This window comes from Nostoc sp., from assembly GCF_036917095.1.
Lineage (GTDB): Bacteria > Cyanobacteriota > Cyanobacteriia > Cyanobacteriales > Nostocaceae > Nostoc.
The window spans coordinates 14,475-31,533 of record NZ_JBALFH010000008.1; the positions used below are offsets into that span (position 1 = coordinate 14,475).

At 41.5% G+C, this 17,059-nt stretch carries 14 protein-coding genes; 5 read left to right on the plus strand and 9 right to left on the minus strand.

All coding sequences use genetic code 11. The features are described 5' to 3' along the window. Positions 1–279 precede the first annotated feature (279 nt). The gene (locus V7L01_RS02040; protein ID WP_335031451.1) at positions 280–2,319 is read left to right on the plus strand and encodes a bluetail domain-containing putative surface protein; all 2,040 of its coding nucleotides are present in this window, start codon (positions 280–282) and stop codon (positions 2,317–2,319) included. Between the two features lie 167 nt (positions 2,320–2,486). Here the strand turns inward: V7L01_RS02040 and V7L01_RS02045 are convergent, their stop codons facing one another. The 4 genes from V7L01_RS02045 to V7L01_RS02060 form a co-directional block, all read right to left on the minus strand. Continuing rightward, positions 2,487–3,485 (minus strand): hypothetical protein, encoded by a 999-nt coding sequence (locus tag V7L01_RS02045; RefSeq protein WP_335031453.1) that lies wholly within the window; start codon positions 3,483–3,485, stop codon positions 2,487–2,489. Between the two features lie 174 nt (positions 3,486–3,659). Further along, the gene (locus V7L01_RS02050; protein WP_335031455.1) at positions 3,660–4,880 is read right to left on the minus strand and encodes an MFS transporter; all 1,221 of its coding nucleotides are present in this window, start codon (positions 4,878–4,880) and stop codon (positions 3,660–3,662) included. A 784-nt stretch (positions 4,881–5,664) separates the two neighbouring features. Further along, complete coding sequence (locus V7L01_RS02055) at positions 5,665–6,474, minus strand: hypothetical protein (RefSeq protein WP_335031457.1); 810 nt, start codon at positions 6,472–6,474, stop codon at positions 5,665–5,667. Positions 6,475–6,745: 271 nt separating this feature from the next. Then, positions 6,746–7,852, minus strand: coding sequence for a calcium-binding protein (locus tag V7L01_RS02060; protein ID WP_335031459.1), 1,107 nt, complete (start codon positions 7,850–7,852; stop codon positions 6,746–6,748). Between the two features lie 861 nt (positions 7,853–8,713). Here V7L01_RS02060 and V7L01_RS02065 point away from each other — a divergent pair. Together V7L01_RS02065 and V7L01_RS02070 are read left to right on the plus strand one after the other, a co-directional pair. Next, positions 8,714–8,947 (plus strand): hypothetical protein, encoded by a 234-nt coding sequence (locus tag V7L01_RS02065; protein WP_335031461.1) that lies wholly within the window; start codon positions 8,714–8,716, stop codon positions 8,945–8,947. Continuing rightward, entirely contained in the window at positions 8,940–9,221 is a 282-nt protein-coding gene (locus V7L01_RS02070; RefSeq protein WP_335031463.1) for a hypothetical protein, read from the plus strand. Before V7L01_RS02065 ends, V7L01_RS02070 begins: the two co-directional genes overlap by 8 nt. Before the next feature lie 221 nt (positions 9,222–9,442). Here the strand turns inward: V7L01_RS02070 and V7L01_RS02075 are convergent, their stop codons facing one another. From V7L01_RS02075 to V7L01_RS02090, 4 genes are all read right to left on the minus strand, one after another. Continuing rightward, the gene (locus V7L01_RS02075) at positions 9,443–10,660 is read right to left on the minus strand and encodes a glycosyltransferase family 4 protein (protein WP_335031465.1); all 1,218 of its coding nucleotides are present in this window, start codon (positions 10,658–10,660) and stop codon (positions 9,443–9,445) included. Positions 10,661–11,149: 489 nt separating this feature from the next. Then, positions 11,150–11,782 (minus strand): response regulator transcription factor, encoded by a 633-nt coding sequence (locus V7L01_RS02080; RefSeq protein ID WP_335031467.1) that lies wholly within the window; start codon positions 11,780–11,782, stop codon positions 11,150–11,152. Next, positions 11,779–12,615 carry a S1C family serine protease gene (locus V7L01_RS02085; protein ID WP_335031468.1) on the minus strand — a complete coding sequence of 279 codons (837 nt, stop codon included), beginning with the start codon at positions 12,613–12,615 and terminating at the stop codon, positions 11,779–11,781. Before V7L01_RS02085 ends, V7L01_RS02080 begins: the two co-directional genes overlap by 4 nt. Positions 12,616–12,945: 330 nt before the next feature. After that, on the minus strand, positions 12,946–13,857 hold the full coding sequence (locus V7L01_RS02090) for a S1C family serine protease (protein ID WP_335031470.1): 912 nt from the start codon (positions 13,855–13,857) through the stop codon (positions 12,946–12,948). 753 nt (positions 13,858–14,610) lie between these two features. On the opposite strand from V7L01_RS02090, the gene V7L01_RS02095 reads away from it, so the two are divergent. Both V7L01_RS02095 and V7L01_RS02100 read left to right on the plus strand, forming a co-directional pair. Beyond that, complete coding sequence (locus tag V7L01_RS02095) at positions 14,611–15,465, plus strand: uroporphyrinogen-III synthase (RefSeq protein WP_335031544.1); 855 nt, start codon at positions 14,611–14,613, stop codon at positions 15,463–15,465. A gap of 102 nt (positions 15,466–15,567) precedes the next feature. Then, a complete protein-coding gene (locus tag V7L01_RS02100) occupies positions 15,568–15,864 on the plus strand; it encodes a ferredoxin (RefSeq protein WP_335031472.1) in 297 nt (98 codons plus the stop codon). 278 nt (positions 15,865–16,142) lie between these two features. Here the strand turns inward: V7L01_RS02100 and V7L01_RS02105 are convergent, their stop codons facing one another. Continuing rightward, positions 16,143–16,589: an Hsp20/alpha crystallin family protein gene (locus V7L01_RS02105; RefSeq protein WP_335031474.1), complete on the minus strand. Its 447-nt coding sequence runs from the start codon at positions 16,587–16,589 to the stop codon at positions 16,143–16,145. Positions 16,590–17,059: the final 470 nt, after the last annotated feature.

A 17,059-nucleotide genomic window follows, 5' to 3' on the forward strand; every position in this document is an offset into this window, starting at 1 on the left:
TTGCATTGCAACGTCTCTACACCAAGATTCATACATCTAATCAGCAACGCCGTATCATAATAAGAATCTTGCTATAGGGCGATCGCATTTAAATAAGTAGTCAGACAGAATTAATTACACAATATCATTGCGAGCGATCGCAATGACTGTAAATATTTTTGTCCGACTACTTATTGACGAGAGACGTAGCACTGCTACCTCTCTCTTACGCATTGACAAATTAGATAATAAATGCAGTAGTAAAACAACTGGAATCAAACAGATAAGGAACACCAATTTATGACCTCAACCACAACTTACACTTATGATGTCGATGGCAAAGTGATATCTGAGAGGACAGACAACAACAGTGATGGGATAATAGACTCAGTTATTACCTACCGCTATGATCTGACATACACGAGCAGTGACACCAACGGCGACGGCAAAGTTGATTATGTCCAAACCTCTACTTATGATGCCAAGGGCAACCTGACATACTACAGCTATGACAACATCGGCGACGGCAAAGTTGATTATGTCCAAACCTCTACTTATGATGCCAAGGGCAACCTGACATACTACAGCTATGACAACAACGGCGACGGCAAAGTTGATCGTGTCGAAACCTCTACTTATGATGCCAAGGGCAACGAGACATCCACAAGCAGTGACAACAACGGCGACGGCAAAGTTGATTATGTCCAAACCTCTACTTATGATGCCAAGGGCAACCTGACATCCACAAGCAGTGACACCAACGGCGACGGCAAAGTTGATTCTGTTCAAACCTATACTTATGATGCCAAGGGCAACCGGACATTCTTTAGCAGTGACTACAACGGCAAAGTTGATTATGTCCAAACCTTTATTTATGATGCCAAGGGCAACCTGACATCCACGAACACTGACACCAACGGCGACGGCAAAATTGATAATGTCCAAACCTCTACTTATGATGCCAAGGGCAACCTGAGATCCACCAGCTATGACGTCAACGGCGACGGCAAAGTTGATTCTGTCGATACCTCTACTTATGATGCCAAGGGCAACCGGACATCCATAAGCCGTGACTACAACGGCGACGGCAAAGTTGATTCTGTCGATACCTCTACTTATGATGCCAAGGGCAACCTGACATCCTACAGCAATGACAACAACGGCGACGGCAAAGTTGATTTTGTCCAAACCTATACTTATGATGCCAAGGGCAACCAGACATCCTTTAGTGGTGACGACAACGGCGACGGCAAAGTTGATTATGTCTATACCTCTACTTATGATGCCAAGGGCAACCAGACATCCGCTAGCCGTGACTACAACGGCGACGGCAAAGTTGATTATGTCGATACCTTTACTTATGATGCCAAGGGCAACCTGACATTCACCGACAACAACGGCGACGGCAAAGTTGATTCTGTCACAACCTCTACTTATGGACGCGCATCCGCTAGCTATGACTTCAACAATGATGGTGTAATTGATGCTGTTGGCATCTACAGCTACGATTTTAACGGCAACCTGAAATCACAAAAAATTGACAATAATGATGATGGCATCTTTGATGAAGTCACCGCTTATAGTTACGACGCTAACGGCAAACAGACTGCACAGGTAGCTGACAAAAATAATGATGGCATCCCTGATGAGATTACCACTTTCAACTACGATCGCAATGGCAAACTAATTTCCGCAGATATTGACAACAACAGTGATGGCATTACTGATGCAGTTGCCACTTATCTGTATGATACCAATGGTCAATTAATCAGCAAAACCACCACAGACGGAAATGTGCCAAAGATTACTTTAAACGGTGGTAAGGGTGCAGATCAACTCAGTGGTGGGGCTAGTAACGATCAAATTTCCGGCAAAAACGGCAACGATCAACTCTTTGGATTAGCCGGAAATGACAAACTAGTTGGTGGTAATGGTAATGACATCCTCAATGGTGGCGCTGGGCGTGATATCCTCACAGGCGGTTGTAGCGCTGATAAATTTGTGTTCAGTAGTCTGAGTGATTCGCTGCTGTCTGGCTTTGATCAAATAACTGATTTGAACATTTCTCAAGATAAAATTGATGGGCTGTATGCAGTTAGCGCTGCTAATTTAGTTCAACTTGGCACTGTTGCGAGTCTAAATCTTTTCGATGTACAACAGATATTGACTGCAACTGCTTTTGTAGCTAAAGGTGCGGCAACTTTTACCCTTGGTACAGGCAATAAGGGGCAGGCTTTTCTGGCACTCAACGATAACACTAATGGATTCTCTGCCCTCACGGATGCTGTGATTGAGATTAGTGGCTATAAAGGCAGCTTGAATAATTTAGCAGTTGTCTAACTTCATGCTGACCAAAACTAGAGCGTCGGTTCGTACCCTTTGTCCAAATTTGAATTTATATTAACGGACATCATAAGCTGTTGTGCATTTAACTTGCATAATTAGGGCGGGCACTGTAGAAATCATAACTAATTATCCGAACTTGATATTAGATGTTTTTCAGCTTATTACGTCTTGACTGGTAAACGAGAAATTGTCCATAAGATGAGCAGAAAGATTAAATAAATTGCGCCAACTAATCCAAACTCAATCAGAGGAATATAGGTTACTTCGTAAATTCTGCCCAAGCCGCGTTCAGTCAGTCCATAAACGGTCAGGACACTCACTAAAAAGGCTCCGTAGATAGTACGTTTAGTCAAAATACCCACAGGTAAACCGTGAAGCTGAGTAAGTACCAGAATGCCAAAAAAACCAAAGAGAAATGTGGGCCACTTGCTTTGTCCTAGTATTAATGACACGATTACACTATGTAAAAGCACTGAAGCCTCTAAAGTAAATGTCCACCAACGGTTTACATGGGTGCGGTTAAAAATCAACGACGATTGGAGCAAAAGCAAGAACATGTAGAAAAAACCAATCAAGTGCCCCCAAGTCGCTTCCATTGGGTGATACCAGAAGGTGTAGATAGCGGCGAAGGAGAAAAAATAGCCGTGGTACAGCTTGATAATTTGCAAAAACTGTTGATGGAAGGGAACAGAATTGCCAAAAAATAAACCGCGTCGAGGTGTTTCTAAAATCAGTACGAACACCAGTAGAAGCACAACCGCACCTTGAGAAGCCCAAATTGAAGTATCTTGAGCTAGAGCATCGTACCAAATATATGTTTGGAGAAAGTGTAAACCGATGAATGCACCGTTAATAGCAAGCATCAGGTAATTAATTGGGTGCAAGGCTGATTTGTATTTCAACTGCGATGCCTGCGGCGGGCGTAGCCATCGCTGCGCCCACAAGATACATCCCCAGATGCTAAACTGATGCCCAAGGTACATGCCCCAAGCCGTCGCTCGACTCCAAAAGGTTGGTTGGGGAAGCTTCCAGTAATACCAGTTTAATCCTTGGTCAGGAAGTTTGGGGATACTTGCAGGAATGCTCCCACCAATCCAGATTGCGTAGGTGAGGAGGATGCTTACAAAGATGCCTAAAAATAATACTCGGCGACCTGTCATATTAATTCGTAATTCGTAATGACGCTCAAAGACTCGCTAACGCTGCGCTAACGTAATTTTTAATTAAAAAGGGGGAATAACCTTCTCAAAGTCCTCCTTTTTAAGGAGGATTTAGGAGGATCTAAAGTTTTGGATACATCGACCATAACTTTAGATATTCTAAGACCTAGATTATCAGGCTACACGTTCTCTGTTTGGCTCAGATACACTTTTAGTTACTCGCAAACTAAGAGTCAAAGCTACTACCATTACTAAAGTTCCACTCAAAAAAGGAGCAGAACTTCCAAATTTTATAAAACTCACCCCTGCCCATGTTGGCCCAGCGATGCGTGCCAATGCAGAGCAAGAACTGGCAATTCCTAATATTTGCCCTTGTTCTTCTGGGGGTGTCATCTGGGAAATCAGGCTGTTCAATATTGGTTGGCTGACACTAATTCCCCATGCTATAAGCGTGGTGGCGACCAACAATAAAATTAGGCTTTGTGAGAATCCAATTAACAGTAATCCTGAACCTAACCCTAATATCCCTAAGATAAGTAATTTGATTTCACCAAATTGTTTCTTGAGAAATCCGATTAGTCCTCCTTGAATGATTGTGCTCACAATCCCCATGAAGGCAAAAAGATAACTAGTTTGTTGAGGCCCCCAGTTTAATTGCTGCTTAGACCATAAAGCCAATGTAGAATCCATAGCCGCAACAGCAAAGGTTACTAAAAAGTAGATGCCAACAAGCATACAAAACTGTGGACGCTGTGACAGATGTAGCAAGTTCAGCCGTTGCTGACGGTGGCGATGAACTTGGATTTTAGCTTTAGTCTCAGAATTTAGAGATTCTGGAAGTAATATCAAAGCACAAAGAAATGCTAATAAAGATAATCCGGCTGCGAACAACGACGGTAAATGAAAGTTAGCGTTGTTCGGATCGGAACCGATCAGAAGACCTCCAATCGCTGGGCCGAGAATGAAGCCAAGACCAAAAGCTGCTCCGATTATGCCCATACCACGAGATCGATTAGCTGGCGTGGTAATATCTGCTATGTACGCCTGAGCAGTAGCAATATTCCCTGCCATAGCCCCAGCAAGACTACGAGCAATAAATAAAATCCATAAGGAGTTGGCAAAACCTAAGCCTGCGTATGCAATTACCGAACCGAATAAAGTCAGTAATAAAATCGGACGGCGACCGTAGCGATCGCTAAATCTGCCCCATAATGGTGCAAATAAGAACTGCATTAAAGAATAAATAGCTATAAGTAGAGTCGCTTCATTCGGTTTTGCGCCGAATTGTTCGGCATATAAAGGCAGTATTGGCAGGATAATTCCAAAACCGAGCAAGTCTATAAATATAGTCAAAAATAAGACAAATATAGCCCTGCTATTATTTTTACTCTCCATAGGTGCAATTCCATTTTATTAAAAAATATGTGTAATTTTGATGAGTTTTATGGACATCAAGGAACACTTATATAAAAAACATCCATTGAATACAACCAGTAATCAGTTCAAGCAAAATGATTGAATTTGAGTGTGGTTGAGCAAAATAGCATGGAACAAACCCATTATAAAAATCAAGCCAATAATACTACTAATAAAAGCAACTACTATCTCGTGCTTCCGTATAGCTTTTTGTATCTTAGCGTCTATGATATGTTCTAATTCTTTGTATGACATAGAGTTTCATTTGGCTGAAGATAAGAATTATGTGGAACTTACGTCTGAGAGAAATTTGAGTATGCTCAAAAATCGAGCTTATTCAATGACAAATTATTTTGACACTCTCACAGTGTCCAAATAATTCTTCGTCATTGATAATGACGTTCTCTACGAAAGGCTGCGCGTAGCTTGCTTTCTGGTAAGGATAAGGGGACTCGCTACCGCTGCGCTAACGTAATTCGTAATTACAATCAGTGTTAAGCAATTTCCGGAAAATAACTTACCCGATAGACTGATTAAGTCTGTTTTTATTCCCTACAGGGAAAAGGACTATTCTAACTGACCTGGTAATTTCTTATTCCGAAATGTCTTGAGCTAAAGGCTCATCACTGATAGCGATATGAGAAAGGGAGTCCGCGTATCTTTACGGGAAAACAAGCTACGTGCAGCTTCTCGTAGAGAGCGTCTTGCAGATCGCCCAATCAGATATTTTGGTGTGGGTTGCTGTACATTCTTCAATTACTAATTACGAATTATTTTGCCCAGTGCGTTGGCGTAGTTTCAAAATAGTACCTGAAATACCAAAAGCTAATATCGCCAAGGTATAAGTTGGTTCGGGAACTCCAATAATGCTTAACTGATTAATAGCCAAGGCGTATTTTGGAGCAGAACTGCTAAAAACGAGCCGTGAGATGTTTGGAGTGTCACTACGAACCCCCAAAAATACTGCCGAATTATCTAATGCTAGCGATGAGGTACTTAAAACTGAGAAACTACCCAACAAGTTATTGGCATTATCAAAAGCGCTGATAAAAGTTTCAACTTCTAAATTACTAATGTCTACAGCTATCTGAGTACCAGCGCCAAAAACAGGCTGGGCAAAACTAATGCTCAAAGGCCCTCCGTTCCCCTGAGTCCGAGGATCGGGAGCACCAGGAGGAAGAGGTTGAAAACCTGTTGGGTCTATGCCTCCGAAGAGAACAAAATCTCCTTGAGCGAAGTTAGTCCGAATGCCAGGTGGAGGTAAAGTTTGAAAGACAAATGGTGGAGTAATTTGAGGTTTATTAGTTGGAGCTATATTTATATTTAACCCTAAACCACCTTGCGATGTTGCTAAAAAAGAGTTAGGCAAAAAAGCAGAAAAGTCAGGAGAGGTGGGATTGAATACTTTACCTAAACTTCCCCAGTTAACTTCATCATTGCTTTCTAAAACAGCGCGTTCAGTTACTAAGAATGTAGCTGCTTTAACTGGTAATGGAAAAACCGTTATTATAGCTGCGATCGCTGGTAAGTATTTGACAAATAAGTTAAATAGTTGATTGTTCGTAAATGCCACAAAGTTTATTCCTAAATTTTTTAGAATAATATCATCAAAATGCAAGAATTCAACACCCAGGATGAGGCAGTTCGTTGCTCTGGTCGAGAGAGTTAAAACAACTGCCATGTTCAGTGGTTATGTTGCAAAAAGTTTTTTAGGGCTAGCTGCTGATATCTGATACAATTTATACTTTTATCAGTCCAATCTATTTTTTTATAACAAAACTTTTACTCTGGGAATAAAGGACAAAAAGCTTTAATTTCTCATGAAATTGTGACTTGTAGTAATTTTACACCAACTGAATACTCACATTGGATGAAATATTTTCAAGGGAGGCAAATTGATTTCCTAAAAAAGACAAGTTACCGCTAGAGGTGTCGTAGAAAAAGTCGCTAATCTTAGTAGTATCAAACCCTAATTTAGAAACTTGGATTACGTCGCCCTGAGCAAAGTTGTAATCTTTGATGATGTCAATACCCTCGTTAGCACTGCTGAAAGTAAACTTATCTGCACCAACGCCACCTGTAAGAATATCCTTACCTTCTCCACCGATGATGGTGTCATTACCTAAGCCACCGGAGATAGTGTCATTGCCAGCATTACCAACTAATAGGTTATCTTGGCTATCGCCAGTAATGCTATCACTTTCATTTGTACCGATAACATTGTCAAAGTTCACTACATTAAATGTTAATGTTCCTAAACCAGGAACGTTATTGGCAGAGATAGTTTGGGCTTCTAGGTCAGCGGTGGCAGATACCCCAGACAAAGATTGAGACGCATCTATGGTATTGTCGGCAACACCAGCATCAGCAATAACTGTTTCTACTTTAAAGACTCGATCTGTTCCAAATCCATCAGCTTTGGTAATTGCCCCTACACCTGAGAGGGTGATGGCTTTACCTAGTTTGCTGTAGTCTGCTTTATCAAAGCCATCTCCGCCATTGATGCTGTCGTTACCGCGACTGCCCTTGAATGTATCATCGCCTGCACCACCTATCAACGTGTCATTTCCCAGTCCACCGTCAATCAGGTCATTGCCACCTTTACCATCAATTAGGTCATCCCCAGCCAGACCAGTTAATTGATTATTTTGACTATCACCCTTAATGCTGTCAGCCTCATTTGTGCCAATGACATTGGTAATGTTGACTATATTGAATGTTAATGTTCCCAAGCCAGGAACGTTATTGGCAGAGAGAGTTTGGGCTTCTAGGTCAGCGGTAATAGATACCCCAGACAAAGATTGAGATACATCTATGCTGTTATTAGCATTTCCACCATCGATTACATTATTTTCCTGCTTAAGAAAGATATTGCCATTGCCTCCACCAAAAATATTACCACCAGTGATGGGCAAAGAATCATTGTTAAAAGTTTGAAGAACAATGGCCATAGTATATCCCTTTGTAATTTTACAGATCGAATGTATTTTATCGTTGTAATAGTTGCATAATACAAGCCCGTTAATTGTAAAATTCTGATGAAATCACCTTCAACATAATTAATGTTGTTTTATATATCCGATCGACAAAAGATGAATAAGGATTCAGTTTTGCCAAAAATGCGTTTTTCTGTGGGTAATATTGAGAAGTAATAAAATTAGGGCTTACGCACTTTACAAAATAATCATCTTGTGTGTCAGGGTATATAGAGGCATCGCCAAAAGGTAATTGAAAAATCTAGCTATAAGTCTGGAAGACCATATCTGCTATTTTGGTTTCTATGTCAAACAGAGTTCAGTTAAGCTTTTTTCTCTCCCCCTGCCTGCCTTAACAGATAAATGTGCTTGACTGAACCGTATTGGATTATAAATTATTATTGCGATCGCAACGTGGTGGAGTGTTCGCTTCGTACCCTACGGGAACGCCAAGGGCAAAGGCAATAACAAACATGTTCTTGCTTGCATTGGGATACTCCTATATGCTAAAGATTTATTTTGTATAGCTTGTTATTTTTGAGTTATTCATACTTGATTTTGGTGAGCGATCGCTTATCTTCTTTACGAGAGGCTGCATCAACGACATAATGCCTCAAAGGGTTACGCCAACACCTTCTGGTGCATCTGCTACACGAACAGCGATCGCACCTAGATCGAAATTGACTAACTCTCACACTGGTTTCCATAATTTCGGATACATTACCGCAAATGCGCTGATACTTTATTTTTCCCTCTTCATAAATTCCGCAAAAACACCGTTACGCTATTTGTATTTGCGATCAAAACTAAGAGCATCCAGTTTATTAGGGCGTGTTTATGACCAACCCTGTAAAGACGGTTATCCAAGTCAATCTGGAGATGGCTCTAGAAGTAGCTCAAGAATTGGAGCAAGCTCCATACACTCAACTCGGTGCTTATTGTTTGGAGATTTTGCGGGAGATAGGATGTCCTGGTACTGAACTCCCAGTTAGCTTACAAACTCGCGATCAGCAGCTTAACTTTATCACAGGCTTTGCGTCTTATGCTTTTGGGGAGGTACAAAATGTATAAAGCATTAATTGAAGATATATTTTACGATCCAGAAGAGGCAGAAGAAACTACTTTTCCTGCCACTGATAAAGATTTGTTACTTTTAACAGAAAAATTTTTAGCGTTTGAAATTCCTTCAAAGGTTTTCTTACAAGCTATAGCCATTGCTGATTACGATGGTGCAGCAGCTTTCCGCTACGTTGATAATTATTTGACTACCCTCAAAAACAAGAAGAAACGTAAGCATAAGAAATTACTTGTGTTAGGTGCTTCTACTAAATACGACAATAATTGATGTGTTTTTTTTACAAGCTAATCCTGAACCAATACGATTTAGATAAGATAATTTCTATGACTGATGTAGAGACATTGCATTGCAACGTCTCTACATACATCTGTTCCACACCGATAAGAAAAAACAATTAGAATTTATCTAGAAGCTAGTGGTGGGATCTGTATTAAATCAAGCATTATCTGTGTGCTAATTACATTAGCGTAGCCCATTACGAATTAGTATTACTCTCTTTGAAGACAAACTTGTTCATAGCTTTTACCCGCGATATCCCAAGTGAATTCTGTTTCTACCAGTTGTCTGCCGTTGTGAGACAATTCTAAACGCAGATTTGGACGATCGAATAGTTGACTAATAGCGGTGATGTACTCTGCTGGTTTATTTGCTCGTAATGCCCGTAATGTATGACTAGCTCCATCTACGGCTAATCCTTCTAAGCCGCGATCGCTAGCTACTATCGGTACACCAGCTGCCATTGCCTCTAAAGTTTTGTTTTTAATGCCAAACCCAGTCCGCATTGGTACAACACAGATGGTGGCTTGATGTAAATACTCTACCATCGAAGGCACGCGCCCAATTACATTAACTCCTGGTTTTTTATCAAGTGCTAAAACTTCTGGCACCGGATGAGAACCGACAATATCGAAAGTTGTATCAGGATACAATTTTTGGATTTCTGGTAAAACTTCGTTGCTGAAAAAGCAGACAGAATCAATATTTGCCAAATTATCCATTGCACCAATAAAAATTAAACGGTGTCCACCTGGATCGGTGGTACGGTTGGGGAAAGAAACTAAATCTACGCCATTGGGAATAACTGTAATTTCACTATTGGGGTTAAATTCTTGTAGTTGAATTTTATCTTCTTCTGTTGTCGCGACAATTGCCGAAAATTTAGCACAGTAGTTTTGCTCATAACGCCGCAAAAGTGGCAGATTAATTTTGTCTCTGAGGGAATTTTCTGAAATTCCCGTTGATAGTTGGTTTCGACAGGTAGCGTACACAGAACTATGAACATCAACTATCGTTTTTAGCTGTTTCTGAAAATGCGAACGTACATAAATTTCATTGACGCTATGTTCGCAGGTAATTACATCACATTTCCCTGCTTCCACCCAGTTATCAACCCACGTTTGCATCTCAACTGAGTAGCGGTTGAGTACGCTTGGTGGTGTTCCCTGTTGCAAAAATGTACCAAATCGCTGTATTTTCTTCAATATTCCGGTGGTTGCAGAATCTGGCGGGCGTTCAAAAATAGCTAGATGCTCCACACAATCGCGTAATCCTGCTACTTCTGCGTCTGTAACATCGCCCTCGCGTTGAGTCGCTAGGGTAATACTATGGCGTTGACTGAGATATTTAAGTAAATTAAATGTCCTGACTTGGGTTCCCCCGCGCGTTGGTGGGTAGGGAAAGGTGGAAGATAGCATTAAGATGTTCATATAAGTGATGAATCAAATGTGATACATACACCATGACCTCATTGGAGGCTGTATGTCATCATTTGATATTGAATAGACCTCATGCGATGTGCAACTTAATTTTTGACTTCACTTCCATTCCTCTCTCCTAAAAGGAGAGAGGCTTTGAGGCTACTCCCCAACGCTAGCTCTTAAGGGGCTGGGCAATACGGTTTTGCCGCTAATCGCAAAGACGCGATAAATCGCCGTCTCTACAAAGGACTGATTATTGTAAAGACGGCGATTTATCGCGTCTCTTGCCTTAACCGAACCGTATTGAGGGGCTGGGGGTTAGGTCTTTTTTTATAGTCTATTCAACTGAAAATCGCTGTATACAAGAGGTCTATTGCATCTAACCGATAATTCATCAGGACTTACGCAAAATAATGGAAAAACGAACCGCGAAGGCGCAAAGGACACGAAGGAATGAGAGTTTCAGAGAGTTATTGCGTAAGTCCTATTCATTACAAATTACAGCATAATCAAACCCAGTCGCACACCCACAGCAACAGCCTCAGTGCGGCTGGAGACAGCGAGCTTTTGGAAAATGGATGAGAGATGAAATTTAACTGTATGCTCAGAAATATGCAAGCTTTTAGCGATCGCTTTATTCCCCAACCCAGAACCAAGCATACCTAAAACCTCTATCTCCCGTGGTGTCAAGGTTTGTACGGGATTTGCCACCACTTTTTCTCGGATAGAGAGTAATTCTATAGCATCCGGGTGCAGCACCACCAAACCAAAAGCGATCGCCTCCACAGCCGCAACAATTTCTGACTCTGTGCTAGTACTGGGCAATATCCCCCGGATACCAGAACGTAACCCTGTCTCTAAATCAATGCTGTCGAGTTCCTCAACAATGACGATCGTTCCTAATGGGTATTGCTGTTCTTGAATAATCAGCAATTTTTCCCACACCGATTGTTGAAGATTGCCACTCAAATCTACCAGCACCACATCTGGTTGTAATTGCCCAACTTCCCTTGCCAATACATCCAAATCGGATGCACTCCCCACAACCATCAGCCGAGGATTGGTAGCCACCACAGCGGATAACCCTGCCCGCACTACAGGGGAAGTGGCAACTACCATCACCCGGATCATGTCGCCTCCACAGCAGTTTTCCCAGACTGCACCTCAACATAGATCGCGAATTGCTTCCCACCGCGTAGGAGTTGTAGCGGCACAGATCCTTTACTGTCATGGAGATATTTAGTTAAATCATTCATGCTAGTGAATAATCGCCCCGAAACTCCAATTAAAACATCACCAATTTGTACACCAGCAGTTTCTGCCGCACTGTTAGGTAGGATTGACAACACCAATAAACCCAAGCTACGCCTACTTAAAAGCACAGGTTGCAGTGTAACTCCCAGTTGCGGACGACTATTTCCCTGTAAAAAACGCTCAACGGTGTTGCTGGGAACTGCTACAGCCAAACCATTAACAATCATCGTATTAATTCCCACAACTCGGCCTTGACAATCGGCAAGTGGCCCCCCAGAGTTTCCAGGATACAGCTGCAAATCAGCCATAACAGCCCGTGGATTATTTGCATGAATAATTCCAGTTGTTACAGCACCACTGTCAGCAAAGGGATTACCCACCGCTAAAACTAATTCACCCACTCGTAGCGCCTCAGAATTAGCAATAGTTGCAGCAGTTAAATCAGTGGCGACAATTTTTAGGGCTGCTAAATCTTGCTGTGGATCGAATTGTGTACGCACCGCATCAAATACCCTTCCATCTGCCAATTCCACAGTTGCGCGGTTGCTGGTTGCGACATGGGCATTAGTAATAATTAGTCCGTCAGATTGCCAAATTACACCAGAACCGACTCCCAGAGAGCCGCTTTTCACTTTGACAGTGCGATCGCGTAGTTTAGCAGCTACCTCTGTTAATTCAGCAGCGATGTTAGTTAATGTTGTGTTTGCCATGTTATACAATTTTTCCCCATGTCAAAGTAGAATCTGTTGGCTGACAATAGTTTTTAGTCGGGTTGGGATAATTGAGAATGCTGCAAAATATCAGTCAGCCCAACTTTAGAAAGCAAATTCTGACAGTTCCGAGTTCAGAGGCTCAACGTTCGAGTAAAAAGGTGGAAGTTCCGAATTCAAAGGCTCAACGTTCGAGTAAAAAGGTGGAAGTTCCGAGTTCAAAGGCTCAACGTCCGAGCAAAAAGGTGGAAGTTCCGAGTTCAAAAGCTCGAATGAATAGAAAATTTAGATAAATCTTGACACAGCTAGTTAAACCCATCCCAAATTGGATTATTCTTCCTTAGTAGGTCGTTCGCCAACTGCGATCGCTAACTCAATTAACACTCCACCCCGGACAACTTGCAGGTTGACAGTTTGACCAATGCGATCGCTACTATTGAGCAGCGCCAGTACATCACCTGTATCTCCCACAGTTACGCCATCGAACGTTACCAAAACATCGCCAAGCAACACACCTGCATTGTCAGCAGGCCCGGAAGGCTCAACATTAACGACAATTACCCCAGTTGCAGAAGTTAAATTGAGAGCAGTTTTCAGGTTCTTAGGTAAACGTACAGGTTGCATTCCCACACCCAAGTAGCCTTTTGAAATGCGTCCTTTTGCTACTAATTGATCGACTACGCGATCGACTGTAGCAGTAGGAATAGTCAAAGCAGTACCACGCCGCCCCGATGTATTCATACCTACCACAAAACCAGCAGCATCTACGAGCGGCCCGCCTGCAAAGCCAGAGTAAAGGGTGATGTCTGGACGGATGAATTGGTCAATATTCCCGCCATTCATACTCCGCCAAGCACCGCTAACCACACTCACCGCACCCATCGCCGCCCTTAAGTCCCCTTCGCTACCTCTTGCCAGTCCTAACACCAGATGACCGACTTTGAGCGTTTTGGCATCGCCAACTTTTGCTACAGGTATTTCTACATTTTCTAGCTTAAAAACAGCGATATCAGTGCTAGAGTCATGACCGATGAGTGTTGCTGGTGCAGTACTGCCATTTGATAAAGTGATGGTGATGTCATCATAGCGCTGGAGAGACTCATCAGAGGTAACAATGATGCCATTACGCCAGTGAATGCCACTTGGGGAAACACGAGCACCCGCATTAACTGCAACCACAGCAATTCCAGCTTGTTCTACGGTATCAGCTAAACTGTTGGATAAAGCCAGTAATGAAGACATAAGATTTTTCTGCCAACTTTCTTAGATACTCATATCGTCCCGTTTTATCAACCCAGATGACATCGGAAAAATGGGGAGAATTCATCCTAGAAAAATGGCTAGGATTTATATAGCAATCCTGAATCATTGGTGAGGAAAAAGATCCGTGACTTCTCAAATAATCCGCGTTGCTGCGGGTTGCAATTCTCACAAATCAAATAGGATTGCTCAATATCAGCATTTTTTCAATCTTCTGCTTCGTTGCCATCCCGCCTTGGAATAAATTCCGAGGCTAATAGCTCAAGTCCTCTCAAGAAGACTAAATACCAATACGCTTGGGTTAGGGAGCATCCCAATTTTGCCAAAAGGTACAGAACTGACACAAAAACCCTGTACAAACCTCTTTCCTTAGCGCTCTTGGCGTCCTTGGCGGTTCGTTATTTCATTATTGTTCTAAGCCAAAATCCCCTATAAAAATAAACTTGCACATTTGGGATACTCCCCTTGGGTTAAGCATTTTTTCTCTTTTCTCTGTTTCCTCTGCGCCTCTACGAGAGGCTACGCCAACGCCAACGCGTCTACGTTAAAAAATGGATTTTGATAAAAATCTCAGTCCACTTAAGTGGACTTGAGCTATTAGCCTTGGAATTTATTCCCAGGCGGGATATCGGTCAGCACGACACTTTGACTATTACAAAAATGTCGGCAAAATATCACGAACACCAAGCATATTGCATTCTAAAGTGGAATAGCAATGAAATGGCAGATAAACAAATGCACGCCCAATCAAGAGAAATCAACCTGCTGACTCCATCTAGAGAATTACCTCTATATGGCAAAAGGATTTTAGTCACAGCACCGAGAAATTATGCTTATAGGTTATCTGAACAAATCATCAAACAAGGTGGTTTACCTATTTTTATGCCTACTATCGAAACCTCTTATTTGTCAAACTACACTAAGTTAGATACTGCTCTAAAGCACATAGGTGAATTTGATTGGATTGTCTTTACAAGTAGAAACGGAATCGCTGCATTTTTTCACCGGATGAATGATTTAAATATTCCTGTATCTGTGGTGCAAAAATGTCAATTATGTGCTTTAGGAAAAGACGCAGAAAGCTTATTATCTTTTTGTGGCAAAGTGGATTTAATTCCCACAGAATCTAGCCCAGCCGGAATTGTGGCTGAATTAGCAAAACTTCCGCAAATTCACAAGAAAAAAGTACTGATACCTGCTCCAGAAGTTGTTGGTTTGCCTGAGCCTGATGTTGTACCCAATTTGATTACCGATTTGCAGCAATTGGGCATAGAAGTAACTCGCGTACCCACATATATTACACAGGGCTTAAACACAAGTATCTACAGTATTGAATTAAACTTGATTCGTCAAGGAATAATCGATGTAATTGCCTTTAGTAGCACGGCGGAAGTAGAAAGCTTTTTAACAATGGTTAACTCGCAAAGCGATTATCAGGGCTGTGTAATTGCATGTTTCGGCCCTTATACAACTGCTAATGCGCGAAAGTTGGGTGTGAATGTTTCTATCGTGGCTAAGGATTATAGTTCATTTGAGGGATTTGCTGAAGCGATCGCAGAATTTTTTACTCTAACTTCCAGTTCACACTAAGCGCTTAAGGATGTAAATAAATCAACCACATTTAACTCTAGACTAGCAGCACATAAACCCGTAGTATCGAATATGGAGTTTATATGAGTTAGGGATTGTTACATGGCAACTTATAAAGTTACATTAAAGACCCCAGACGGCGAACAAGTAATTGACGTTCCTGAAGATGACTACATTCTAGAGATCGCTAACGAGGAATACGAGCTTGACTTGCCCTATTCCTGTAACGCTGGTTCTTGCTCTACCTGCACCGGGAAGCTGATTTCAGGTACAGTTGACCAATCAGATCAGAACTTCTTAGACAACGATCAAATGGACGCGGGATTTGTCCTCACCTGCGTTGCCAGGCCCACTTCTGATTGCGTCATCCAAACCCATCAAGAAGAAGAGCTTAACTAAGAAATGTGGATTTAATAAAGAGCAAGTTTAGTAGGGGAAGCAGGATGAGCGGTGGAAGCCACCCATCATAACTGCCGTTGTGTTAGGACAAATGTCCTAACGCACCTAAAATCTCAAATGGTAGGTTACCATACGCGATAACACACTCTAAAAGATTTAAAATTTTGCACTTTCCTATAAATCTGTATAGGCTGAGTAATTCACACTAAAAAGCGCTCTCCAAAAGGGGAGCGCTTTTGACTTACTTTAATAGATAGCTAGCAGATATAAAGCTAAAATTAGCCAGATGATGCTAAATTAACTTTGACAACTTTATTCTTTTCTTCTTCAGCTTTGGGTAGCGTCAGGTTCAAGATGCCATCTTTATAATCTGCCGTAACATTGGTATTTTGAATCCGAGCAGGTAAAGGAATTACACGTTGGAATTTACCATAGTGGAATTCGCTTTTGATTGCACCTTTCTCTTCAGATTTTGCTTCAGACTTCCGCTCGCCGCTCAGGTATACAGCTTTTTCTGTAACTTGCAAATCCAAGTCTTTAGCTTCAATTCCTGGAAGTTCTAGCTTCAGGTGAATTGCATCTTCAGTTTCTTTTAACTCAGCAGCAGGAACTCTGGATAAACCTCTATCCAAAAATGCAGTTGGTATATCTTCATCAAATAAGCGATTGATTTGACGTTGTATCGCGTTAAATTCTTGCCAGGGGTTCAAACGTACTAATGCCATATCTCTACCTCGGATAATCACTGGATTTGATTCCTTGCTTTGTTCTCATAGTATTTAAAAATAAAAGTGGCGTGAATTCGGTTTTTATCACCTGAGTGATGATGATTGCCGATCCAAAAATCTCTTTACTATAAATGTACGGAAAACTGAACTATTGGGGTTCGGTAAGTTCGACAACAGCAGACTGTAAATCTAGTAACTATATTTAAAATGTCGGTATAAGTGTTACCTACTCCCTGTTCTTGGAGGTTATTTAAAGAGTATTTAAATCTCAATTTAAGCAGTTTTATATTCCCCATAAACCACCTTAGAAAGGGCGTTTTAGAGGGATTTAAAACTTGTGATGCCTACAAGAAGACTGTTCAAGCATCCTCTTAAAGCTTGCAACGCGTAGTCTATCCTACAAATGTTTAGTAGATTTCCGCGACTAATGAGAAGAATTTAACCTGTTGTATTTTTTTTATTTCACA